18 protein-coding genes are annotated in these 25,184 nt (G+C 62.6%); 14 read left to right on the plus strand and 4 right to left on the minus strand.

The window, feature by feature from the left end:
• Positions 1-330 precede the first annotated feature (330 nt).
• From PPN31114_RS04140 to mqo, 12 genes are all read left to right on the plus strand, one after another.
• On the plus strand, positions 331-2,316 hold the full coding sequence (locus tag PPN31114_RS04140) for an alkyl/aryl-sulfatase (protein WP_150678200.1): 1,986 nt from the start codon (positions 331-333) through the stop codon (positions 2,314-2,316).
• Positions 2,317-2,430: 114 nt separating this feature from the next.
• On the plus strand, positions 2,431-3,558 hold the full coding sequence (locus tag PPN31114_RS04145; RefSeq protein WP_150678201.1) for an HAD family hydrolase: 1,128 nt from the start codon (positions 2,431-2,433) through the stop codon (positions 3,556-3,558).
• A 298-nt stretch (positions 3,559-3,856) separates the two neighbouring features.
• Positions 3,857-4,975, plus strand: coding sequence for a formylglycine-generating enzyme family protein (locus PPN31114_RS04150; protein WP_150679143.1), 1,119 nt, complete (start codon positions 3,857-3,859; stop codon positions 4,973-4,975).
• A gap of 132 nt (positions 4,976-5,107) precedes the next feature.
• A complete protein-coding gene (locus PPN31114_RS04155; RefSeq protein ID WP_246182390.1) occupies positions 5,108-6,880 on the plus strand; it encodes an arylsulfatase in 1,773 nt (590 codons plus the stop codon).
• A gap of 81 nt (positions 6,881-6,961) precedes the next feature.
• The gene (locus PPN31114_RS04160) at positions 6,962-9,592 is read left to right on the plus strand and encodes a fused MFS/spermidine synthase (RefSeq protein ID WP_150678202.1); all 2,631 of its coding nucleotides are present in this window, start codon (positions 6,962-6,964) and stop codon (positions 9,590-9,592) included.
• Entirely contained in the window at positions 9,589-10,557 is a 969-nt protein-coding gene (locus PPN31114_RS04165; RefSeq protein WP_150678203.1) for an AAA family ATPase, read from the plus strand. Before PPN31114_RS04160 ends, PPN31114_RS04165 begins: the two co-directional genes overlap by 4 nt.
• Positions 10,558-10,571: 14 nt before the next feature.
• A complete protein-coding gene (locus tag PPN31114_RS04170; RefSeq protein ID WP_150678204.1) occupies positions 10,572-11,561 on the plus strand; it encodes a DUF58 domain-containing protein in 990 nt (329 codons plus the stop codon).
• Entirely contained in the window at positions 11,558-12,151 is a 594-nt protein-coding gene (locus PPN31114_RS04175) for a DUF4381 domain-containing protein (protein WP_174987652.1), read from the plus strand. The genes PPN31114_RS04170 and PPN31114_RS04175 overlap by 4 nt, the downstream gene beginning before the upstream one ends.
• Positions 12,138-13,175, plus strand: coding sequence for a vWA domain-containing protein (locus PPN31114_RS04180; protein ID WP_150678205.1), 1,038 nt, complete (start codon positions 12,138-12,140; stop codon positions 13,173-13,175). The genes PPN31114_RS04175 and PPN31114_RS04180 overlap by 14 nt, the downstream gene beginning before the upstream one ends.
• Complete coding sequence (locus PPN31114_RS04185) at positions 13,172-14,857, plus strand: VWA domain-containing protein (protein ID WP_150678206.1); 1,686 nt, start codon at positions 13,172-13,174, stop codon at positions 14,855-14,857. The genes PPN31114_RS04180 and PPN31114_RS04185 overlap by 4 nt, the downstream gene beginning before the upstream one ends.
• Positions 14,854-16,290, plus strand: coding sequence for a BatD family protein (locus PPN31114_RS04190; protein WP_174987655.1), 1,437 nt, complete (start codon positions 14,854-14,856; stop codon positions 16,288-16,290). The genes PPN31114_RS04185 and PPN31114_RS04190 overlap by 4 nt, the downstream gene beginning before the upstream one ends.
• Positions 16,291-16,513: 223 nt before the next feature.
• Positions 16,514-18,229 carry a malate dehydrogenase (quinone) gene (mqo, locus tag PPN31114_RS04195; RefSeq protein WP_150678208.1) on the plus strand — a complete coding sequence of 572 codons (1,716 nt, stop codon included), beginning with the start codon at positions 16,514-16,516 and terminating at the stop codon, positions 18,227-18,229.
• 94 nt (positions 18,230-18,323) lie between these two features.
• On the opposite strand, the gene PPN31114_RS04200 is transcribed toward mqo, so the two are convergent.
• Positions 18,324-19,217, minus strand: a complete 894-nt coding sequence (locus PPN31114_RS04200; RefSeq protein ID WP_150678209.1) for a LysR family transcriptional regulator — start codon at positions 19,215-19,217, stop codon at positions 18,324-18,326.
• A gap of 138 nt (positions 19,218-19,355) precedes the next feature.
• Here PPN31114_RS04200 and PPN31114_RS04205 point away from each other — a divergent pair, with 138 nt between their 5' ends.
• Together PPN31114_RS04205 and PPN31114_RS04210 are read left to right on the plus strand one after the other, a co-directional pair.
• Positions 19,356-20,777 (plus strand): MFS transporter, encoded by a 1,422-nt coding sequence (locus PPN31114_RS04205; RefSeq protein WP_150678210.1) that lies wholly within the window; start codon positions 19,356-19,358, stop codon positions 20,775-20,777.
• A 262-nt stretch (positions 20,778-21,039) separates the two neighbouring features.
• A complete protein-coding gene (locus PPN31114_RS04210; RefSeq protein WP_150678211.1) occupies positions 21,040-21,915 on the plus strand; it encodes a lipid A biosynthesis lauroyl acyltransferase in 876 nt (291 codons plus the stop codon).
• Positions 21,916-21,942: 27 nt separating this feature from the next.
• On the opposite strand, the gene PPN31114_RS04215 is transcribed toward PPN31114_RS04210, so the two are convergent.
• From PPN31114_RS04215 to uraH, 3 genes are all read right to left on the minus strand, one after another.
• Positions 21,943-22,998 (minus strand): AI-2E family transporter, encoded by a 1,056-nt coding sequence (locus PPN31114_RS04215; protein ID WP_150678212.1) that lies wholly within the window; start codon positions 22,996-22,998, stop codon positions 21,943-21,945.
• A 68-nt stretch (positions 22,999-23,066) separates the two neighbouring features.
• On the minus strand, positions 23,067-24,635 hold the full coding sequence (locus tag PPN31114_RS04220) for a DUF1254 domain-containing protein (protein WP_217426914.1): 1,569 nt from the start codon (positions 24,633-24,635) through the stop codon (positions 23,067-23,069).
• A 110-nt stretch (positions 24,636-24,745) separates the two neighbouring features.
• Entirely contained in the window at positions 24,746-25,156 is a 411-nt protein-coding gene (uraH, locus tag PPN31114_RS04225; RefSeq protein WP_150678213.1) for a hydroxyisourate hydrolase, read from the minus strand.
• Positions 25,157-25,184: the final 28 nt, after the last annotated feature.

The following is a 25,184-nucleotide window of genomic DNA, read 5'->3' on the forward strand; positions in this document are numbered from 1 at the left end:
TAAGAAACTCCCCCGGGGTATGTTCTGAATTCCGTCGATTTGTAGGAATAATTCCGCCGTGAATAATTTAAATTACGCACTTAAATCAATTAAATAACTATTTCTCAATAAATCACCCTTGTTTTTCACTCTCATTTAGATTTACCGGCAATGTCAAATTGATAGCACTTTCGAATACCTTCGTAAAGCCAATTTTCTTTTAATTTGCCCAAAAGGGGCGTGCCCATTGCCCCAAATCCCTATGTCATCGAATGCCCGTGGTGTTGAAAATGACTCCCGTACGTTTTTCATACGTTGCATCACGGATACAACGCTCTTGCGGAGGGCTCGATGAAACGCACGTCTGTCTTTGCCGTCTTAACGCTGGTTGCCGCTACCCTTAGTGGGACAGCGGTACATGCCCAGTCATCTCCACCACAACCTGCCGACGCGACGGCCGCCACGCGCGACGCAAATCAAAAGCTGCTGGACTTTCTCCCCTTCGCGAACAAACAGGATTTCGAAGACATTCAGCGTGGGTTTATTGCCGAGTTGCCGAATCCGGTCGTGAAGGGCAGTGCGGGCAATACGGTCATCGATCTGACACAGTACGACTTCCTCAAGAAGAACATGGGCGGCGAAGCCCCGCCAACCGTCAACCCGAGCCTCTGGCGCCAGTCGCAATTGCTCTCGGCGCAGGGCTTGTTCAAGGTGGTGGACGGCATCTATCAGGTGCGTAACGTCGACCTCGCCAACATTACGTTCGTGCGCGGTAAAACGGGCTGGATCGTGATCGACCCGCTCACGTCGGTCGAGACGGCGAAAGCTTCGCTCGATCTGGTCAATAGTAAGGTCGAGAACCTGCCGGTGACCGGCGTGATCTTTACGCACAGCCACGTCGATCACTTCGCCGGCGTGCGCGGTGTCGTGGACGAAAAGGATGTGCGCTCCGGCAAGGTGCCGCTCGTGGCACCGGAAGGGTTCATGGAGGAGGCCGTCAGCGAGAACGTGTTCGCGGGCACGGTGATGAGCCGTCGCGCCTCGTACATGTACGGCAACTTGCTGCCGAAAGACCCGAAGGGGACCGTCGGCGGTGGCCTCGGTTTAACGACGGCGGCCGGTACGATCACCTTGTTCGAGCCGAGCAAGCTCATCAAGAAGACCGGCGAGACGATCAATATCGACGGCGTGGACATCGTTTTCCAGATGGCGCCGGGCACCGAGGCGCCTGCGGAAATGCTGTTCTACTTCCCGCAGTTCAAGGCCATCGATCTGGCCGAGGACGCGACGCACACCCTCCACAACATTCTTACGTTGCGCGGCGCCAAGGTCCGCAGTGCGCAGAAGTGGTCGCACTATCTGGACGAAACGATCCGCCTCTGGGGTAAGGATGCCGTCGTGTCGTTTAGCAGCCACCATTGGCCGCAGTGGGGTAACGAACGCGTTGTCGAGCATCTGGAAAAGCAGCGCGATCTGTATCGCTACATCAACGATCAAACGCTTCGCATGGCCAATCAGGGCATGACGATGCACGAGATCGCCGACAAGTTCGTGCTGCCGGATTCGCTCGCCAAGGAGTTTTACAGCCGTGGCTATTACGGCAACCTGAAGCACAACGTGCGCGCCACGTATCAGCTTTACCTTGGCTGGTGGGACGGTAATCCTGCCAACTTCGACCCGTATCCGCCGACCGACGAGGCCAAACGCTACGTGGAGCTGATCGGTGCGGACAAGATGCTCAAGGGCGCTAAGGCCGCCTTCGACAAGGGCGACTATCGCTGGGCGGCGGAACTGACGAACAAAGTCGTCTTTGCGCAACCGACCAATCAGGCCGCTCGGAACCTCGAAGCAGCGTCACTGGAGCAGTTGGGGTATCAGGCGGAATCCGGCCCGGCGCGCAACTTCTACCTGAGCGGCGCACAGGAGTTGCGCGGCGGCGTGAAAAAGGTCGCAACGCCTAACACCTCGTCGCCCGACATCATCCGTGGCATGACCACCGATATGTTCCTGGACTTCCTCGCCATTCACTTGAACGGACCGAGGGCCGCAGGCAAAGCGTATGCGTTCAACGTCAACTTCCCGGACACGAAGGAGAAGTACGCGTTGACCGTCAAGAACGGTGTCATGAACTACACCAAGGATGCGCAGTTGCAGAAGGCTGACGCCAACATCTCGCTCAATCGTTCGACGCTCGACGACATTGCGCTGGGCAAGCTCAAGCTGGGCAATCTGGCTGACAGCGGGCAAGTGCAGTTCGACGGCGACCGGGCCAAGTTCAAGGAAATGCTCGGCCTGTACGACAAATTCGACTTCTGGTTCACCATCGCGGAACCCTGATCCGTGGTTAGCGTAGTTGCGTAGTGTGTCTCCGGTGCCCGTGTGCGAATACGCATACGGGCTTTTTTACCCGCCGGAGGCACTGGACAAGCGTCGTCCCAAAGGAGAACCGCCATGGCGAATCGATTCCGCAGTGCGCTTACACGGCACCGAACCCTCGCGCGCTCGTTGGCGGCCGGATGGCTCGTCATCGCGCTGGCGGGTTGCGCAACTCAGCAAAGCGCCGCCCCGCCTCAGGACGTCGGGGCGAGCACCGCCGCACCGGAGGTGCGCTCGGTCGCGCCGCTCGCACCCGTTGAACCCGTGGCGGCATCGCTGCCGTCATGGCGCGATGGCGCATCGCGCGATGCCATTCTCAAGTTCGTGAGCGATGTCACCCGGGTGGGCGCACCGACGTTTCTGCCCGTCGAATCGCGCATCGCCGTGTTCGATAACGACGGCACGCTTTGGAGCGAGCAGCCGATACCGTTCCAACTGATCTTCATGATCGATCAGCTCAAGGCCGCCGCGCCGGAGCATCCGGAGTGGAAGAAGCGACCGGCGTTCAAGGCACTGATGACCAACGACGTCGCAGCGCTGGCGGCCAACCAGAAGGACGCGTTCGCACTGATCGCCGAAGCGAACAGCGGCATGTCCACTGACGTTTACGACGCGTCGATTCGCGATTGGCTCACACGGGCGAAGCACCCCAAGTTCGGCCGCGCTTACACGGATCTCGTCTACCAGCCGCAGCGCGAATTGCTGGCGTTGCTGCGGGCGAATGGCTTCCAGATTTGGATCGTCTCGGGCGGCACCGCTGAATTCATGCGGGTGTGGGCGAGCGACGCCTATGGCATTCCGCCTGAGCGCATCGTCGGCAGCGAAGAAAAGCTCCAGTACCGGGTCGCCGACGGCAAACCCGTGCTGATTCGAAAACCTGGCTTCGATGTGTACAACGACGGCCCCGTCAAACCGGTCAGCATCTTCCGGGCAATTGGACGCAGGCCTGTCCTCGCGGTCGGTAATTCGGATGGCGACAGAGAAATGATCGAGTACACCACGAGCGGCGATGGCCCCTCGCTGGGCGTGCTGATCCATCACGACGACGGCGCGCGTGAATTCGCCTACGACCGCGCGTCAAAGACCGCGAAACTCGACAAAGCATGGGATCAGGCCAAGCAGGCAGGGTGGGTCGTCGTGAGCATGCAAAAGGATTGGAAAACGATCTTTCCTTTCGAATCCGCCCCGGCACCGAATAAATGAAGCGCAATTCAGCCAGCCGATACAGGCGTTGCCCGAAAGGGCAACGTGGTTGCCCCTCCCACCAATTGCGCCACCCGGGTGATGAAAAGATGATGCATTCACCGGGCTGTAGACACCGTCCGCCTTCACTTTGAGGTGCTGAATGAAGCCCTATATCGACGCTAATCGCAGCGGGTCGACCTCCCGCAAGAAATCGTCACGTCCGGCACCTTCGCCAAAGACGGTTGGCACACCAAAGGTTGGCGCCGAGCGAGGAACTCCCCCTCGTCGGAAGTTCATCGTGCTGGCGGCCGTCGTGATGGCCGCCGCTGCCGTTACCGCAGGCACCGTCTGGAAAGTCCGCACGGCAGCCCCGGCAGTGCCCACGGTCGTGAGCGGCGACGGCGTGCGCGGGCCGATCGGCATGGTGCACGTCCCGGGCGGTCAGTTCCTCATGGGCAGCGACAGCCGTCTGGCGCAGGCCAATGAGCGTCCAGCACATCAGGTGCGCGTGCACGGCTTCTGGATGGACACGCACCACGTCACGAATGCCGAGTTCCGCAAATTCGTCGAAGCGACGGGCTACGTCACGACGGCAGAACGCAAACCGGACTGGGAGACGCTGCGCGTACAGCTCCCGCCGGGCACGCCGCGCCCGCCAGATAGTGCGATGGTGGCCGGTGGCATGGTGTTCGTGGGCACGTCGGCACCGGTGCCGTTGCAGGATTACTCGCGTTGGTGGCGCTATATGCCCGGCGCAGACTGGCAGCATCCGGGCGGCCCGCGCACGTCCATTGCCGGTAAAGACAATCACCCCGTCGTGCAAGTCTCGTACGAGGACGCACAGGCTTATGCCAAATGGGTCGGCAAACGCTTGCCGACCGAGGCGGAGTGGGAATTTGCCGCGCGCGGCGGGCTGGAGCAAGCCACCTACGCCTGGGGTGACCAGTTCACGCCCGACGGCAAGCAAATGGCCAACGTTTGGCAGGGCCAGCAAAACCGTCCGTTCCCCGTGGTCAGCCCGAAGGCCGGGGGCGCTGTCGATACGAGCCCGGTCGGTACGTTCCCGCCCAATGGCTACGGACTGTCCGATATGACCGGCAACGCTTGGCAGTGGGTCGCCGACTGGTATCGCGCCGATCAATTCCGGCGGGAAGCCGGGCAAAAGCAGGCCATCGTCGATCCGGCCGGACCGCTCGCGTCGTGGGACCCGAGTGAGCCGGGCGTGCCCGTGGACGCCCCGAAGCGCGTGACGCGCGGCGGCTCCTTCCTTTGCAACGTCGACTACTGCCTGAGCTACCGGCCCAGCGCCCGGCGCGGTACCGATCCCTATAACAGCATGTCGCATCTGGGCTTCCGCCTCGTCATGGACGACGCGCAATGGGCCGCCGTGCGCCGCGGCACGGCAGTTGCCAGCCGCAGCGGTTCGGCGAATTAAGCGCGGTTATTAAGCGCAGTCATTTAGCGAAGTCAGCGCGAGAAGGGCAGACGGACGAACGAAAACGGGCAAGTCAGCACGTTCCGGCGGCCATTGGCCGCCACAACTCCTGTGGAGGCGGTAATGATTCCAATGCGAAGCTTCAGTGGGTACGCGCGTATGCCGCGCGGCACACTGGCCATACTGGCGCTGGCAGTCGCAGTGCTGGCCGGGTGCGGAAAGTCGGATGAACAGAAAACCCAAGCGCCCCAAACGTCGGCCGCGCCAGCCCCTGCTGCCGCGCCCGATACCTCGGCAAACGCCAATGCGACACCGGCTCAGCCGCCAGCAGAATCGAATACGCCTGTAGCGGCAGGGCAGACATCCGGGGCAGGCGCCTCGACCACCACGGCCAGCAACAACGGCGCGAAACCCAACATTCTGGTGATCTTCGGCGACGATATCGGCCAGACGAACATCAGCGCGTACAGCATGGGGCTGGTGGGGTACCGGACGCCGAACATCGACCGGATCGCCCGCGAAGGGATGATGTTCACGGACTACTACGCCGAAAACAGCTGTACGGCGGGCCGTTCGTCGTTCATTACGGGCCAGTCGCCGCTGCGCACCGGTTTGTCGAAAGTCGGCGTGCCGGGCGCCCCTGTCGGCTTACAGGATCGTGACGTGACCATGGCGCAGGTGCTCAAGTCCATGGGCTATGCGACCGGGCAATTCGGTAAGAACCACCTTGGCGATCGCGACGAATACCTGCCGACCAAACACGGCTTCGACGAGTTCTTCGGCAACCTGTATCACCTGAACGCCGAAGAAGAGCCGCAGCGTCCGTATTGGCCGAAAGACAAGAACGATCCGATGGTCAAGGCGATGACGCCGCGAGGCGTGCTGCACAGCACGGCCGACGGCAAGATCGAAGACACCGGCCCGCTCACGACCAAGCGCATGGAGACCATCGACGACGAGACGACGGCCGCAGCACAAAACTTCATCACGAAGCAAGTGCAGGCGAACAAGCCGTTCTTCGTCTGGATGAACACCACGCGTATGCACATGTACACGCACGTGCGCGACTCGATGAAGGGGCAAAGCGGCATGCCCGGCAACGAGTACGCCGACGGGATGCTCGAGCACGACGGCGACGTCGGCAAGCTACTCAAGACGCTCGACGACCTGAAGATTGCCGACAACACCATCGTGGTGTACACGACCGACAACGGTCCGAACCAGTTCTCCTGGCCCGATGCGGCGACGACACCGTTCCGCAGCGAAAAGGACTCGAACTGGGAAGGCGCGTTCCGCGTGCCTGCGATCGTGCGTTGGCCGGGCAAGATCAAGCCGGGTACGGTCAGCAACGAGATGTTCTCTGGTCTCGACTGGTTCCCAACGCTAGTGGCGGCTGCCGGTGACACGGGCATCAAGGACAAGCTGCTCAAGGGATCGTCGGTGGGCAGCACGACGTTCAAGGTCCATTTGGACGGCTACAACCAGTTGCCGTATCTCACGGGCCAGACGAACAAGGGCGCGCGTGACGAGTTCTACTACTTCAACGACGACGGCGTGCTCGTGGCGATGCGCTTCGGTGACTGGAAGCTCGTCTATTGCGAGATGAAAGCCCCGGGCGGGTTCGCTGTCTGGCAGGAGCCGTTCACCTGCCTGCGCGTGCCGAAGCTCTTCAACCTGCGAATGGACCCGTACGAGCGCGCCGACGTCGTCTCTAATCAGTACGACGATTGGCTCACGAAGAACGACTATCTGGCGTTCCTCGGCACCGCCAAGGCCAGCGCGTTCCTGCAAACGTTCGTCGACTATCCGCCGAGCCAGCGCCCGGCCAGCTTCAGCATCGATCAGGTGCGTGAACAGGTCGACAAGCAAATCGCAGCAGCGACGGCCAAGAAGGCATCGAAATAACGTAGCGCAACGCATCACGTCGTAGTTCCCGGGCGGACGGCCGATTGTTTCGGTCGTCCGCCGCTCTACCAAGGCAGACCTATGCGAAGCACCCCGGCAGTTCCTTCATTGCCTACGCCGTCCAAAGCGGCATCGAAGACGGTTGTGCGCGCACAAGAGAATGCTGGGCGCCAAGCCGCATTCGTCGCCGCGACGTTGCTGTTCATGTCCGGCGCGGCGGGACTGATCTATCAAATTGTCTGGATTCGACAACTCTCCCTCGTCGTTGGCGTCGATGTGCATGCCGTCGCGCTCGTCGTGGGGGCGTTCTTCGGCGGATTGGCGCTGGGCGGGTGGTACTTCGGCCGCGTGGCCGACCGGTTGCCGAACCCGCTGCGGCTATACGCGCAACTCGAATGCGCGGTTCTGCTGCTCGGCGTGGCAGCGACGTTTGCGCTCCCCTATGCCGCCGCACCCTTTGCCTGGATGGACGCTCACCTTGGCGCGCTCGCGTGGGGGCTCCCGCTCGCGCTGGTGATCGTCCCGGCGATCGGCATGGGCGGCACCTTGCCGGTCATCATGCGGTTGGTGGCGTCGCCCTCGGACGGGGTTGGACGCGCTGGCGGGCGGTGCTATTCGGCGAATACTGTCGGCGCTATCGTCGGTACGCTGCTCGTGGGGTTCGTCCTGATTCCTTCGCTGGGCATGACCGGCAGCGCGCTGGTGGCGGGCGGGCTGAATGGCCTGGCCGCGTTGCTGGCTTGGCGACTGGCGCCTCGCGTTGCTCCCCGATTTGCCGGGGAGAGCGCCCAGCCGGAAATGCCGAACACGCTCACTCAGGACGGCACCGCCGTGAGTCAGGCACGGCTCGCGCTCGCGCTGTATGCCGTCGCGGGTGGTATCGCGTTGGGTTATGAAGTCGTCTGGTCGCAGAGCATCGTGCAGTTCATGAGCACGCGTACCTTCGCGTTTTCGGTAGTGCTTGCGACCTATCTCGCGGGTTTGGCCATCGGCAGCGCCGTTGCGGCGCGCTATGCCGACCGCGTACGAGATCCGTGGAGCGCGTTCGGTGCGCTCGTGAGCGCCGCCGGGCTCGTGGCATTGCTCGAGACGGTGCTGCTCGGCGGGTGGCTGATTCGCACACAACTGGCGCTTCAATCGTGGGTGCTGGCAGAAACGTCGCAGACCTCATGGGCCATGTATGCGAGCTTCGCGCTTGCTGCCGTCTGCATCGTCTTCGTACCGACGTTGCTGCTGGGTTCGGCTTTTCCGTTCGTTCTGCGGATCGGTGTCGACCGTTCCCGTGTGGGGACCGATGTCGGGCGCGTCGTCGCGTGGAACACCCTTGGCGGCATCGCCGGCTCGGCGCTGGCCGGGTTCGTACTGGTGCCCTCGATCGGGCTGGTGCGCACGCTCGCGGTGTTGGCCGGGGGCGCATGTGTCATCGGCATGCTAGCCGTGTGGCGGGGCCAAGGCACGCGCACGCGTTCGCGCTGGGTGGTGCCCGCGCTCACCGCTGCGGTCGTAGTGGCGTCCCTGGGAGCGTCGCCCGATCGCTTCGCCTCACTGTTGACCCAGTCGCGCGGCGGCGACGCCGTGTTCTATGAGGAAGGCCGAGGGGCCACGGTGGCCGTCCTCGAACAACGCTCGTCGTCGAACACCTTCCGCCGCCTCTATATTCAGGGCGTGTCCAACTCGGGCGACGCCATGACGTCGCTTCGCTACATGCGATTGCAGACACTGCTCCCGCTGATTGTGCACAACGGCGAGCCGAAGTCTGCGCTGGTGATCGGACTTGGCACGGGCATCACGGCAGGCGCCATGTTGGCTTACCCGGGCCTTCAATACCGGGTTGTCGCAGAGTTGCTACCCGCGGTGGCGAGGGCCGCGCCGAACTTCTCGGGCAATTTCGACGTCGCGTCCAATAAGCGCGTCGACATTCGACTGCGCGACGGCCGCCGTGAGTTGCTGCAAAGCCAGCAGACCTATGACCTGATCACGCTGGAGCCGCCGCCGCCGTCCGCCGCGGGCGTCGCAAGCCTCTACTCGACGGACTTCTACCGTCTGGCGGCCAAGCGACTCCAACCTGGCGGTCTGGTCGCGCAATGGTTGCCGCTGCCCACGCAGAACGACGAAGACACGCGATCGCTCGTGCGCAGCTTCCTCGATGTGTTCCCTTATGCCTCGCTGTGGACCACCGAATTGCATGAAACCATGCTGATCGGCTCTCTCACGCCGTTGGATCTCGACGTGCAGCGCATACAGCGCCGCTTTGCCGAGCCGAAGACGCGCGAGGCGCTTCAGGCGGTTGGCGTGCGCTCTGCCGAGGCCTTGCTCGCCACGTGGGTGACCGACCGCGCAGGGCTGGAATGGTACGCGGCCGATGCGCTGCCGGTCACTGACGACCGTCCCCGCATCGAATACGCCGGATGGGTGAAACGCGACGCCTTCCCGAAGACGCTCACCAACCTGATGGCGCTCCAGAACGACCCGCCGTTGCGCGGCGCGGATGACGCGATGTGGCGCAGCATCCGGAGCGAGCGGGAAGTGCTGCATACGTTCTACCGCGCGGGCCTCGACGCCTACCGGGGTGATCGCCAGGCATGGGCGGAGCATATCGCCGCAGCAGTCGGCGCCGATCCTGACAATCCGTATTACGCGTGGTTCATCGGCCGATCGGCAACGCGCCAGACTGAACCGCAGGCGGCTTCTTCGAAGAGAACCGGCACATGAGCTATCACGACGACGTTCTTGCCCTTCAACAAGCGATGGGCGAAGCCATCGTCGGGCAGCAGACCATGATCGAACGGCTGCTGCTGGGCATGCTCGCCAACGGTCACTTGCTGGTCGAAGGCTTGCCCGGACTGGCGAAGACACGCGCGATCAAGGTGCTGGCGCGGCATCTCGACGCGCGGTTGTCGCGTATTCAGTTCACGCCGGACTTGCTGCCCTCGGACATTACCGGCTCGGAGGTCTATTTCTCTGAGGGCGGCAAAGGCGAGTTCCGGTTTCAGGCTGGGCCGATCTTCGCCAATCTTGTGCTGGCCGACGAGGTCAATCGTTCACCGGCCAAGGTACAGGCCGCTTTGCTCGAAGCGATGGAGGAACGGCAGGTCACCGTGGGCGGCGTTACGCACAAGCTCGATCCGCTGTTTCTGGTCATGGCGACACAGAACCCGATCGAGCAGGAAGGCACCTATCCGTTGCCCGAAGCACAGATGGACCGCTTTCTGATGCACGTCAGCGTGAGCTATCCGGCGCAAGAAGCCGAGCAGGCCATCGTGCGCCTGGCTCGCTCTGAAGAAGGCGAGACGCCAGCGACGGCAAATGTCTTGCGGCTCGCCCCGGCGGTCATTCTGGGGGCACGCGCAGAAATTCATGAGGTACATGTCAGCGACCCGGTCGAGCGCTATCTGGTCGCGCTGGTTCAGGCAACACGCGTCGCCAGCACGCTCGACGACGAACTGGGCCGGTGGATTCAGGTGGGGGTCAGCCCGCGCGGGGCCATCGGACTCGACAAGGTGGCGCGCGCCTATGCGTGGCTGAAAGGCCGCGACTATGTGACACCCGAAGACGTACAAGCGATCGTGCACGACGTATTCCGTCACCGCGTCATTCTCTCGTACGAAGCCCACGCGGCAGGCGTCGACGCCGACACCGCGATCGACCGGCTCGTCGAGCGGGTTGCGGTCGCCTGATACGGCACGCCGATATGACCACGGACCCGACCTCGGATAACGCACTGCCGGGCGTAAGCATCGACATGGCGGCACTGGCTGCGCTGGAAGGCGCCGCGCGCGATTTCCACTTTCAGCCGGGCCAGCCGGTGCATAGCGTATTGGCGGGGCGGCATGGTTCGCGCGTGCGGGGCCGGGGGCTGGCTTTCGAGGAACTACGCCGATACGTGGCGGGCGACGACATCCGCAGCATGGATTGGCGTGTGACTGCACGAACCGGTAAGCCCTACGTGCGGGTGTACACCGAGGAAAAGGACCGGCCGGTGGTGCTCGTGGTCGATCAACGTATCAATATGTTCTTCGGCAGCCGCCGCGCCATGAAGTCGGTCACCGCAGCCGAAGCCGCAGCGTTAGCCGCCTGGCGGGTGCTGGCGGACGGCGATCGCGTCGGGGGCGTCGTTTTCGGCGACACGGCGATCGATACCTTCCCCCCGAAACGCAGCCGTGCTGCCGTCGAACAGCTGCTCGGCGGCGTGGCCCGGCACAATGCCGCGTTGCGCGCCGATATGCCCGCGCGGCGTTCGGCCGGGCAACTGAATCTGGCGCTTGAGCGATGCGCACGCATGGTGACGCACGACAGTCTTGTCATCGTCATTAGCGATTTCGATGGCCATGACAAGACCACACGAGAGCGCCTGCTCGGCATCGCCGCACGCAACGACGTGCTCACGGTGCTGGTGCACGACCCGTTTCTTAGCGCACTGCCCACGTCGGGCAATCTCGTCGTGAGCGATGGGGAATTGCAAGTGGAGCTCAGCTTCGGCAAAACCTCGCTCAGACACAGCATCGCCGACTTCTTTACCGCGCACGGCAAACATCTGGTGGATTGGCACGAGGCAATCGGCGTGCCGATGCTGCCCCTCTCGGCGGCGGAAGATACGACGGCACAAGTGCGGCGCTTGCTGGGCGGGCCGCCCGCCTACGGCAATGGCTTTCGGCGGGCTAAGGCCGGGGCAGGGCGATGACGGCGGCAACGGCGATAGCGGCAGTCGCGTCTGGCGCGTCGTCCGCCCCGGGCGCCACCGACATGCCGACGCTGGGCGCGCTGGCCGATGTCGTGACCCCGCCCGCGCCCTCGTGGGCACCGCAAACGATCGGCTGGCCGATCGCGGCGGTGTTGGTGGCCATTGGGTTGATTTGGTTCGCGTGGCGAACATGGCGGCGCTATCGTGCCAACCGGTATCGCCGAGAGGCCTTGGCGCAGTTACAGCAGTGGGCTGCTGCGCTGGGCATGCCGAAACCGAACGTCGCGGCGGATGCTGGGACCGCGCAACGCGCGCGAGCATTGCGTGAAATTGCGGCGCTGCTCAAGCGGGTAGCCCTGAGCGCATGGCCGCGCGAGGCGGTCGCCAGCCTGACGGGTAATAAGTGGGCGGCCTTCTTACGGGCAAGTCATGACAACCGGGGCAGCGCGGCCGACACGATCGCGGCGCTGGTGACCCGTGCCGAATATCAGTCCGACGAATCGCTGTGCCGCGAGTGGGATACCACACGCGCGACGACGCTAATCAAAGCCTGCCGCGACTGGATCGAGCGCCATCATGTTCCAGTTTGAATATCCGTGGGCCTTCGTCCTGCTGCCGCTGCCCTTGTTGCTGTGGTGGCTGCTGCCGCCGTACCGGGAAGAAAGCCCGTCGGTACGGCTACCGTTTTTCGGTGAAGTGGCTGAGGCGGCGGGCCTGCGCCCGGCATCGGGCGCCGTAGTGCCCCGGCGCAACTGGGTGCAACACGTCATTGCGCCGGTGGCATGGGTACTTATCGTCACCGCGCTTGCACGCCCGCAACTGCTGGAAGCGCCTATCGAGAAGATGCAACCGTCGCGCGACATCTTGCTCGCGTTAGACCTCTCCCAGTCGATGGATACACCGGATTTTCCGGATGCGTCGGGAAAGCGCATCGCCCGCGTGCAGGCGGTCAAACAGGTGGTTAGCGACTTCGTAACACAGCGCCCGGACGACCGCATCGGTCTGGTCATCTTCGGCGACGCCGCCTATCCGCTTGCCCCGTTCACGCAAGATCACGATCTCATCCACACGCTGCTCGACGATATGATGCCGGGCATGGCAGGCAACAGTACGGCACTGGGCGATGCGGTCGGGCTGGGCGTACGGATGTTCGAGCACAGCGACGCGCCGCAGAAAGTGATGATCGTACTGACCGACGGCAACGACACGGCGAGCCGCATGCCGCCTGATCGCGCGGCAGACGTCGCCCGCGAGCAATCGGTGATCGTGCATACCGTGGGCATCGGTGATCCGGCGGCGCAAGGCGAAGCCCGTGTCGATCTGGGCCTGCTACAGCGCATGGCCAAGGTCACCGGCGGGCGGTACTTCTTCGGTGCCGACCAATCGGCGCTGGCCGACATTTACGACACGCTCGATCGCATCACGCCGCACGATCACAAAACACTCTCGTGGCGCCCGCAACGCGAGCTGTTCATGTGGCCATTGGGCGCGGCACTCATCATCGTGCTGCTCTACGAAATAGCGCTCGCGATCCATGCTGCCTACGTGACGCGTGCGACGGCCGCCGTGACAGAGCGGGCGGAGCGGACCGAGCGGACGCAGGGGACGTCATGACGGGCTTCCTCTCGAGCCTTGCCGACTTTCACTTCCTGCGCCCGCTTTGGCTGTGCCTGTTGCCCGTGGCCGCGTGGCTGCTCTGGGCCGTGGGACGGCGCACGGATGTACGCCGGCGGTGGCGCAAGACCATTGCACCGCACCTCCTCGATGCGCTGATGATCCATGAGCGGCGCGGGCTTCGGCTGCGGCCGGTGCATCTGATTGCACTGGTGCTCGTGCTAGGGGGCATCGGTATGGCAGGCCCGGCATGGAAGCGCGAGCTGCCGCCGTTTCTCGACGACAAAGCGCCGCTTGCCATCGCCATCGACCTCTCGCCCACGATGGACGCGGTCGATGTCACGCCGTCCCGGCTGGAGCGCGCGAAGCTGAAAGTCAAGGCGCTGCTCGCACGGCGCGAAGGCGCGCATACCGCGATATACGCCTACGCGGGCTCAGCCCATCGGGTCATTCCGCTCACCGACGACCGCGCGTTGCTGCAAACCTATGTCGACGCGCTGCAAACCAGCATCATGCCCGCGCCCGGACGGGACATGCGGCAAGCGTTGAAGGTCATCGAGAACGACCTGCGGCGCGAACCCGTGCCCGGCACAATCCTGTTCATCACCGACGCGGTCGATCCGAGCGCCGCACGCGCGTTTCACGACACCGCCGACGCGCGGGCTTCGAGTCAACCCATCGTCCTTGCCATCGGCACGCCGCAAGGCGGGCCACTGCGTAACCCGGACGGCAGCTATGTGGAGCGCGACGGTGCGCGCGTATTTGCACGTCTGGATGAGGCAGCCCTAAAGCGGTTTTCTCAGGATAGCGACGTACCCGTTGCGACCTTTACGCCCGACAGCGACGCCGATATCGACTGGGTGCAACGCCATGTGCAATCGCACCTGGAGCAATCACAAGCCGGAACGACGGCGCGCTGGCGCGACGAGGGCTGGTGGCTTACGTTGCCATTGGCTTTGCTGGGCGCCCTTTGGTTTCGCAAGGGGTGGACGGTTCGGTGGGTGGTCGGGCTGCTGCTGGCCGTCTCGCTGCACGTGCCGGTGGCACCGACTTATGCGCAGACACTCACCAGTGCCACGGCGTCACAAGACACGCCGGATGCATCCGACTCCCCCCGGCGATGGCGCTTTGCCGATCTGTGGCTAACGCATGACCAGCAAGGACGCCTCGCTTTCGAGCGCGGAGACTATTCAACCGCCGCCGAGCGCTTCGACGATCCGATGTGGCGCGGTATAGCGCAGTATCGGGCGGGGCAGTATGCCCAAGCCGCGCAGAGTTTCGCACTCGTGGATTCTCCGCAAGCCGACTTCAATCAAGGCAATGCGCTCGCCCGTATGGGCAAGTACGAGGCCGCGCAGGCCCGTTACACACAGGCGCTCAAGCGCGCGCCCAACTGGGCGGCGGCTAAGGCCAATTTGACGCTAATGGGCAAGCTCATTGCCGCCTTGCCGAAACCGCCGGAAAAATCGGGCGATGACGAGATTCCGCCGGATGTTGGGGCTGACGAGATCAAGTACGACGCGAAAAAGCCGACCGGCCCCGGCGAACGCTCGACGAAAGTCGGCCCGTCGCTCGAGACGCAAGCGTGGATGCGCACGATCCAGACGACGCCTACCGCCTTGTTGCAACGCGAGTTCGCGTTACAGCACGGGCAGGGCACAGGGGGAGGGCGCACACCGTGACTTCAGCATCGTTCGGGGCCGCCGCGATACGTTTCGCCGGTCGATGGCGTCGCGCCTTGCTATTGATACAGATGGGGTTTTGCGCGATCTGGCTGCTGATGCTCGGGCAGGCGATGGCGGCACCCGCACCGATGGCGCGCGTCGAAGTGACGGCCCAGCAGCCGATTCGCGCGGGGCAACAGGTCAACATCGATGTGATGGTGTTGGCTCCGAACTTCTTCATGTCAGCACCGGCATTTCCGGCGCTGGAGGTGCCCGGTGCCATCGTGACGTTGCCAGACGCGCGGGCGTTGAACGGCAACCAGACGATCGACGGCGTGACCTACGCCACGATCAGCAAGACCTATGCGTTCGTCGCAGCAGAAGACGGCGATTTCGATCTGCCGCAGGCAACGATTGCGCTCACCTACGCCCGAAACGACGGCGCGCCCCAACAGGCCACGGTCACACTCCCGGCGACGCGAATCCGCGTCGGGGCAGGAGGCGTACCTAAGGTCTCGTCGAGTGGCACATCGAATGGCGGGGCGTTGCTGCCGGTGGCAGCGCTGAACGTTACGCAAACACTCTCACCACCGCCTGAGCACGATGTGGTGCAACTGCGCGTTGGCGACACGTTAGTGCGCACGGTGGCCACGTTCGCGCCGGGCACGCAGGCCATGCTGATCCAGCCGCCGAAATCGAATGCCCCTCGAGGCGTGCGGGTGTTCGCGGCCGATCCGAAGTTATCGGACGGTGTATCGCCGAACCCGGGAAGTCCCACGGCAGGCGGGCTGCGCATTGACACCTTCTCGTATGTGTTCGAGCGCAAAGGCACTTACACCGTGCCAGCGATCACGCTCGACTGGACCGATCCCGCGACGGGCCACGCGTCGCACTCCGATGCGCCGCCAATACGCGTTGTCGTAGCGGCGGGGGCATCGGCCGGAGACCTCGCTCCGTCGAGCAGTGGATTCTCCATCCCTCAGGACGCCGAATCCATCGGTGTCGTGTTGGCTGGCGTGGCCGGGCTGGGCGTACTCGGGCTCGTGATTTGGCGAAGCCTGCCGCTCTGGCGCACGCTGCGTCATCGATACCGTGAGCGCCGCTCAAGTGCACGCGCGAATGCGAAATCCCTGCGCAGTGAAGTGTTTCAGGCGTGCCGCTCGAACGACGCCGCTGCGGCATACCGCCTGGCGCAGCGTTGGAGCCGCGAGGTCACAGGTGCCAGGCTTACCGAGTGGGCCAGCGGGACCGGCGACGCGGACTTGATCGACGCGGTATCGGCGCTGGAGACGTATTGCTTCGCCCGCACGGACACTGCTTCCGGCGCGGCTGAGCCCCGCTGGAATGGGGCACCGCTGGCCTCCGCATTCGAGCGGTGCGCTTCCACTGCAAGCCCTGACGCGGCACATGCCTCGGCAATCCCGGCGCTCGCGCCATTGAATCCCTTTTAGCGACTGCGGCTTCCCAGCGCACGGTAATCGGTCTGCGTTACAATCCGCCCTTCGCGTCACTCGGCATTTGGCATTGCATTTGACCCGCCGACCCTATGACGCCCGCTAGTTCTAGACGCTACGGGCGCATGTGAGGAGAACGCTTGTGAGAGGAGATCGGTTGTCCCCGGGGCTTGTTGGGCCTGGAGACGCAACACAGAATTTTTGAAGGTGACTGATTTACATGGCTCAAACCGACAACAAGCCGGCGCCTGCGGGCGGCCGCAAGCCCTTCTCTCGCCGCAAGTTCATTGCAGCCGCAGTAGGTGCAGCAGCGGTCTACGGCGGATACTCCTACCTGTTCGGCAGCCAGTACCGCGCCGCGAAGGCTGACCGCAAGGTCGACGTGCTGCTCATCGGTGGCGGCATCATGAGCGCAACGCTTGGCGTCTATCTGTCCGAGTTGGAGCCGAACTGGACGTGCGAAGTGTTCGAGCGTCTGGACAAAGTCGCAGAAGAAAGCTCGAACGGCTGGAATAACGCAGGCACCGGGCACTCGGCGCTGTGCGAGTTGAACTACACCCCGATGGACGACAAGGGTAACGTTCACATCACCCAAGCCATCAACATCAACGAGAATTTCCAAATCTCGCGCCAATTCTGGTCGCATCAAGTGCGCAAGGGCGTGCTGGGCAATCCGCGCGAATTCATCAACTCCACGCCGCACATGAATCTTGTCTTCGGGCAAGAGAACCGTGAGTTCATCACGAAGCGTGTCGAGGCACTGAAGGCGTCGCCGCTCTTCGCTGGCATGGAGATGACGACCGACCCGGCAAAGATCGCCGAGTGGATTCCGATCATGATGGAAGGCCGCAAGCCCGACGAAGTGGTCACCGCCACGCGCTCGCCGCTCGGCACCGACGTGAATCTGGGCGAGATTACGCGCCAGTTCTATAAGCATCTCAACGGTAATGCGGGCGTCAAGGTCACGACGGGCTACGAAGTCCGTTCGATCACGCGTAACGAAGACGGCTCCTGGCGCGTGTCGGCGTTCGATATGAACGACAGCTCCAAGATCCAGACCGTGGACGCGCGTAACGTGTTCATCGGCGCTGGCGGTGCGGCGTTGCCGTTGCTGCAACTCTCGGGCATTCCCGAAGGCAAGCAATACGGCGGTTTCCCGGTCGGCGGCGAGTTCCTCGTCACGGACAAGCCCGAGATCGCTTCGCGCCATCTGGCTAAGGTCTACGGTCTTGCCGATACGGGCTCGCCCCCGATGTCGGTGCCGCACTTGGATACGCGCGTGCTCGACGGCAAGAAGGTGATCCTGTTTGGACCGTTTGCCACATGGTCGAGCAAGTTCCTCAAGAACGGCTCCTATTTCGACTTGGCGAAGGCCACGACGCCGTCCAACGTGATTCCGCAATTGCAGGTTGGCGCGCACGAGTTTGCACTGGTGAAGTACCTCGCCCAGCAATTGGCGTTGTCGACGTCCGAAAAGATGGAGGCGCTGCGTCATTACATGCCCGAAGCGAAGGACGCAGACTGGCGTCTGTGGGAAGCCGGTCAACGCGTGCAGATCATCAAGAACGATCCGAAGAAGGGCGGCATCTTGAAGCTCGGCACGGAAGTTGTGGTATCGGAAGACCGTTCGGTGTCGGCGCTGTTGGGTGCGTCGCCGGGTGGTTCGACCTCGCCCGCGATCATGCTGTCGCTGTTGGAGCGTGTCTTCCCTGAGCAAATGAAGACACCTGCTTGGCAGCAGAAGATTCGCGAGATCGTGCCCAGCTACGGCAAGAAGCTCAACGAAAATCCGGACCTTCTGGCCAAGGAATGGGCCAGCACGGCCGAAACGTTGCAGCTGGCCATTGCGCCGCCGAGTCTCGATGGCGTCGTGCCGAACACTGCGCCGGTTGCCAACCCGGGTGTGGTGAAGAAGGTGCCCGATATGGCGCTGTAACTTCAGTGCGGCCCCGGAACATCGGGGCGACTGATGAAAAATCAAAGGGTTACGATTAATTTCGTAACCCTTTTCTCGTTTTGGCGACGCGAACTTACGGCGTCGCACAGACCTCACGCACCAGCGCACGCAACCAGATATGCGCCGGATCAGCGTCCATGCGCGGGTGCCAAAGGAGCGAAACGGTGAGCGTCGGTGTCGTTACCGGCAGCGCGAAGCTATGCATATCGGCTCGCAGGCTGTTCGTGTGGCGCTCGGGCACACTCGCGATCAGGTCGGAGGCACGTGCTATGGCCAGTGCGGCCGAAAAACTGCCGACGACAGCGACCACGCGGCGCCGCAACTGTAGGGTGTCCAGCACATCGTCGATCGGGCCACGCTCCAGCCCGCGACGCGACACAAGCACGTGATCGCCTGCGGCGTAGCGCTCCGGCGTGAGCTTGCCACGCGTCAACGGGTGCCCTGCGCGGACCACGCCGATAAAGCGGTCACGAAACAACGCCTGCGTGCGAACTTCCGGCCCAGTGTCTTGGCCGACGACCCCCGTCTCCAAATCCACGCTGCCATCGCGCAACGCGGTGCTTTGCTTGTCCGGCTTTGGCACGAAACGAAGACGCACGCCCGGAGCGATGGTACCGACCCGGGCAATCAGTTGCGGGCCAAAGGTTTCGACAAAGCTCTCGTTGCACCGAAGCGTGAAGCGGCGCTCCAGTTGCGTCGGATCGATTTGACTGGCCGGGCGCAGCACCGTGGTCGCATCTTGGACCAACTGACTGACTTGATCTCGAAGGGCGAGCGCACGCGGCGTCGGGACTAATCCACGCCCAGCCCGCACCAGCAACGGGTCGCCCGTGGTCTCGCGCAAGCGGGCCAGCGCGCGACTCATTGCAGACGGGCTCAGTTGTAACCGACGGGCGGCGCGGGCGACATTGCCCTCGGCCAGCAAGACGTCGAGGGTATGCAGCAGATTGAAGTCAGGTTTTTGCATGGTCGAGACGTGATGGGGGTGACCGGAGAGTCAATATATGGCGTCAGATGCATTGATAAAGTGCAAATGCTGCGTCTTCCGCCATATCTTAGGCGTCGATATGCTTTATTGCATCGTCAATCTGATCAAGAACCGACCATGCAATCCGACAACGCTATTCCATCCGCCTCCATCGTCGCCCCCATCAGTACCAGCACGCGTATGGCATTGGCCGCCTTATCGCTGTCGATGCTCATGTCGTCGCTCGATACCAGCATCGCCAATGTGAGTCTGCCAACGCTGGCGCAGACGTTCGGCGCGAGCTTTCAGGCCGTGCAATGGGTCGTGCTGGCGTACTTGCTGGCGATCACGTCGCTCATTGTCAGCGCTGGGCGACTGGGCGACATGGTGGGTCGCCGCCGCTTGTTGATCGGCGGTATCGGCTTGTTCACGGTGGCCTCGATCGGCTGCGGGCTGGCACCGAATCTGCCACTGCTGATTGCGGCGCGTGCACTGCAAGGCGTCGGTGGCGCGGTCATGATGGCGCTGACGATGGCACTGATCGGTGCTGCCGTTCCTAAGGAGCGCACTGGCAGCGCGATGGGGTTGTTGGGTACGATGTCGGCCGCCGGTACGTCGCTCGGTCCGTCGTTAAGCGGCATCGTGATCGGCGCCGTTGGCTGGCGGGCGATCTTCCTGATACAGGTGCCGCTGGGATTGCTGGCCGCTTGGCTCGTGTACCGCTATCTGGCACCGGATGAACGCCGCTCGGCACCGCGTACGGGCTTTGACCATGCTGGCACGCTGGTACTGGCGTCGACGTTGGCGGCCTACGCCTTGGCGATGACGCTCGGACGAGGCCATTTCGGTCCCTTGAATGCGGCCTTGCTGGTGGCGGCATTCGCGGGCGTGCTCGTGTTCGTTTGGTCGCAGCGCAGGGCGCGGGCACCGTTGGTCCAACTGGCGATGCTGCGGCAACGGCTATTGGTGACCAGCCTGATCATGAGTTTGCTGGTCGCCTGCGTGATCATGACGACGTTTGTGGTCGGGCCGTTTTATCTGTCGCACGGCTTGGGACTGACGGCGACGCTGGTCGGGCTGACGATGTCGGTAGGGCCCTTGTCGGCGGCGCTCTCGGGGGTGCCGACCGGACGTCTGGTGGATCGTTTCGGTGCGCAGCGCATGGCGGTCGTGGGGTTATGCGGCATGTCGCTGGGTGCGGGTTTGCTGGCGATCATGCCATCGCGTTTTGGCGTACTCGGCTACTTAACACCGCTGGTTTGGATGACGGTCAATTACGCGTTGTTCCAAGGTGCGAACAATACCGCCGTGATGCGCCACGTCGAGGCCGCGCAGCGGGGCGTCGTGTCCGGCATGCTGAGCCTCGCGCGCAACCTGGGGCTGATTACCGGGGTGTCGGTAATGGGCGCGGTCTTCAGCGCCGCGACGGGTGCTGCGGCGTTGGAGCAGGCTTCAGCACTAGCGATCGGCGGCGGTATGCGGGTGACGTTTGCCGTGGCGGCGGCGCTGTTGTTCGGGGGCGTGTTGATCGCATGGCGGTCTGGCCGCATCGCAAAGTAGAACGAAGCAAGACTGTGAAATGCAACGGCAGGCATTGCCGCCGCACAATTAGGCAAATTCGCACCGGGCGACCTGTTACACTGCCCGGGCTCGCGAGTCACCCCAGTATCGGTATCGGTCATCTGTTGATCAGCGCCAACACTGCGCAATTCGCGTTCAGCCGCTCCTGCGAAAGCCTTCCCACGAAGCAGTGATCCGCAATGGGTCGCCAGCCTGGCAATCGAATTCGCTTCGTAACTTCACCCTCTATAGGGAAGCCACCTTGAAACGCCTCAGCTTTTCGCTCGTCGTGGCGTTGCTACGCGTATTCTCCGTGCTGCCGTACCCACTGGTCGCAAGGCTCGGGATGGCTGTTGGCACGGTACTGTTTGCACTGCCGAGCCGCCGCAAGCACATCGTCCTCGTGAACTTGCGCCTTTGCTTCCCCGAGAAAACTGCCCTCGAACACCAGCAGCTCGCCAGAACGCACTTCCGCCATGTGGTGCGCAGCTATCTGGAGCGAGGTATTCAGTGGTTTGGCAGCGCGAAAGCCATTCAGAACATCGTCCAACTCGATAGCAAAATCGATCTCGACGATCCCGACGCGCCGCCGACGATCTTCATGGGGTTTCACTTCGTGGGTATCGAGGTGGGCTGCATGCGTTACTCGACGCATCTGCCCGTGGCGTCGCTGTACACCCGCATGTCGAGCACGTCGCTGTGCGACTTGGCCAAGCGGCAACGCGGCCGGTTCGGGGCGGAAATGATCGAGCGTGCCACTAGCGCCAAGAAGATCATTGCGCTGCTGCGCTCCGGCAAGCCGGTGATGATCGCAGCCGATATGGATCAGGGTGTCGACAATTCCGTGTTCGTGCCTTTCTTCGGCGTTCCCGCCTGCACGCTGACAGCGGTATCGCGTCTGGCGAAGCTTGGGCGCGCCCGCGTCGTGCCGTTCGTGACCGAGGTGCTCCCGGACTACCAAGGGTACAAGTTGACGATTTTCGAGCCGCTCGCCGACTTTCCGTCAGCAAGCGACGAGGTCGATGCGCGCCGCATGAATGCGTTTCTTGAAGAGCAGATCGCCAAGATTCCCGAGCAGTACTACTGGGTGCACCGCCGCTTCAAGCATCGACCGGCGGGCATGGCATCGGTCTATTGACCGACGTGTGACGCGATCATTTCTCGGTCATTTCTCAGTAGTGGGTTGAGCAAGCGCTGAGTCGGGATCGCCGTCATGCGAGATCAAGATCGCCAGCCACCGGCTGCTTTGAAACTGCGCGGCGATCACCATCACGAGTACCGTCAGCGGCGTCGAGAGAATGGCGCCCGGCACGCCCCATATCAGCGTCCAAATCCCCAGTGCAAAAATACCGACCAAGGGGTCGGTATTGGTGCTTCTCGCCTGAAGCTTCGGTTGCACGATGTTGTGGGCAATCTGGAAGATGGCGAGGGTGACCAAAAACACGGCCAACGGCACAGAAATCGAGTCGCTATGGAGCGCGGCAAATAGGGCAGGGACGACGCTCGCCACGAACGGCCCCACGACCGGCATAAACGCGAGCAGGAACACGGTCACCGCCCAGAACGCCGTATTGGGCAATTCAGCGACGCGGAACACCAAAGCAGAGATCACGGCAATCGCCAGATTGATCGCCGTTTGAGAGATCAGATAAGCCTGCACGCCGTGCACGATCTTGTTGAGCACGAGACGCTGCGAATTCGCCCTGGCTTCGCTCGTCGTGATACGCAGAATCTTCGGATCGGCGTTTCGCATCGACCCCAGCAGCATGAACACCAGAAACATCAACGTGAGAAACGCCATCGATACCGCGTCGCCCAGCCAGGCCGCGATGGTGTGTTCGAAATGGGGCAAATCGATAAGCGCCAGCACCGTCGCCAAATCGAAACGCCGCCCGAACCCGACCGTGGCCGTTCGGATGAGTCGGTCGAGCTGGCCGGGGAGGTCGGGCGATTGCTTGATGAGATCGCTGATGCCTTGAAGCGTGACGATGAAGATGCTGTAGGCGCTAAAGCCCACGATCACGACAGTCGCCAGCAGGATCAGCCATTTTGGTGCCCGTGGCAGCAGGCGCACGACCACGGAGACGATGCCCGAGATCAGAATTCGCAGGAGGACGGCGAGAAAGAACGGGATGAGTACCGGGCGCAGAAAATAGAGGATTGCGAGGCCCGCAGCAACGCCCGTCGTGGTCTGTCCAACAGACCCAGGTGTGGAAGTCATCGATCGATATTCTTAACGGTAAAGGCAAAGGCGCGCCGTGGATTGCGCGCCTTTTGACCGCAAGAATATTACTCCATTGCCTCGATTTCGCCCGGCTTCCACGTCTTGTCGAACCACGCTTCGAGCGGACCATACAGCCGCAAGATCGTGAACCAGCCTTTGCCCGGCACCGTCTGCATCCAATTGGCTTCGCGGCCTTTGGGGGCAACGGGGCCGAAATACAGATCGACCGAACCGTCGGCATTGGCGATCAGCTTGTCGCGCTTGTTGTTCTTACTAGGGAACGGCTGCCCCGTCTGTAGCTCGGAGCGGGTTTGCGGATCGTAAATGACGACCGACCAGAAGTCCTTAGCGGGCACGTTCGCGGGAATGCGAAGCCGGTATTGCTTTGCGCCGTCGAAGGGCTGCCCGGTGGCATCGGCGCTGGAGAGCGCATATTGCGAGCCCTTGCCGATTAATTTCGCTGCCATTGCGGGCGTATTGACGGTGGCGACGTAGAAGAAGCCCGTGCGAGCGTCGAGGTCGCGGCCTGCAGTGCCGTCGCCGCCCAGCCAACGGTAGTCGTCACCAATGAAGCCCACGCGCCATTGGCTGTTGGGATAGAGCCACGCACGCGGATCGCGATTGCGGAAACTGATCGCTCTGGCGGTGGCGTTGCCGACGGCAACCGCTTCGGTGAGCGTTTTCGTCATGCGCGCATCGGGGGCGAAAGGCTTGCCCTTGCGAATGCCGATCGAGGCGACAAGTCCCCGCAGTTCCGGATCGATAAAGTCGACGGGCTCCTTCTGGATGACGTGATCCAGTTCCTTGAAGAATTCGAAGTTGTTGGCATGCACCGTATTGAATGCCTGCTTCGACGAGTTGATGAATTCCATCGTCGGCGGGTGTTTAGCCTGACTCAGCGAATAGACCTTGAATCCTTCGCGGAACATTTTCGACGCGACGTCGGGCTTGCCATCCACCAGAAAGCCGCGCAAGACGACGATGTTCACATACGACGGCGAGCGTGCAATGTAGTACTCGCCGCCATCTTTCACATCCTTGGGGAGCTTGCCTTTGTAGCCGGTGGGCACGATCAGGTACTTGCCGCCCTTGCCGCGATCCGGCCCGGGCACGCCCATGTCGACGACAAAGCGGAAGAACGCGTCGTTGACGGTGCCCGGCCCGCTGCCCGGCGGCACTTCGACCACGGTCGGGCCATCGGCTTCGAGGTCGAGCACACCGAAGGCGTAGACCGTGTCGGTGTTGGCGGTGAGCAGCAGCGGATTGGAGTCGGCGAGTTGATCGTAGATCGTGGCCTGATGGCTCTTCGTTGCGCCAAGCGCCACGCTCGAGCGGCGGATGGCTTCGATGCTCGCCGCAGGCATAAGGTTGAGGAAGACTTCCACACCGCGCAGGAAATCGAGGTTGTCGAACGCTCGGTCGGCCGTATCTTTGGTCGGAACGCCATCGAAAAAGTCGAGCTTGCCGATACGCGTCTGAACCGTGTCGGGCGTCAGCACATCCGCTGGAATGTAAGTGTTGAACCCCGTCGTGGGCGGCGCCCCTTGCGGGGCCTTCTGCGCGTAGGTGGCGGGGGCGCACAGCGCTCCGATGAGCGTGGCGGTCATGAGGCCGCGGGTGCGGTTGAAAAGCATTCACTTCTCCGTCTTAGGGCAAGGGCTCCCGGAATGTACGCCGGGGCCGCTTGCGAAAAACGGAGGTGATGATGACCTGAGGCAAAACGACGTCAGAAATGAGACGAAACTTAGTTGCCCCGATAGGTCGAGAAACCGTAAGGGCTGATAAGTAGGGGGATGTGGTAGTGCGGAACCGTGCCATCCGCATTGAAAATCACTGGGATTTCAGGGAAGAAGGTGGGCGCATTGTGTTTGGCGAACCACGCACCGGTTTTAAACGTCACCCGATAGGTCCCTTTTTGAAGGGATTCGCCCTCCGGGTAGAGCGCCGTGATGCGACCCTGCTGATTCGTTGTCGCGGCGTTGAGCATCTTCCACTGCGCTTTCTCTTGTTTCTCCAACGTGACTTCGACGCCAGCAGACGGCAGACCGTCTTGCAGGTTAAGCACATGGACACTCAATGGGTTAGATGCAGCTAGCGCCAAGCGGCACGCGCCCAACAGCAACAGACCGGTGAAGCAACGTTTGATTCCTTTCAAAGCTTCCTCCTTTTGAACGCAGTTTGCG

The sequence above is a fragment of the Pandoraea pneumonica genome (genome assembly GCF_902459645.1).
In the GTDB taxonomy this organism is placed as follows: domain Bacteria; phylum Pseudomonadota; class Gammaproteobacteria; order Burkholderiales; family Burkholderiaceae; genus Pandoraea; species Pandoraea pneumonica.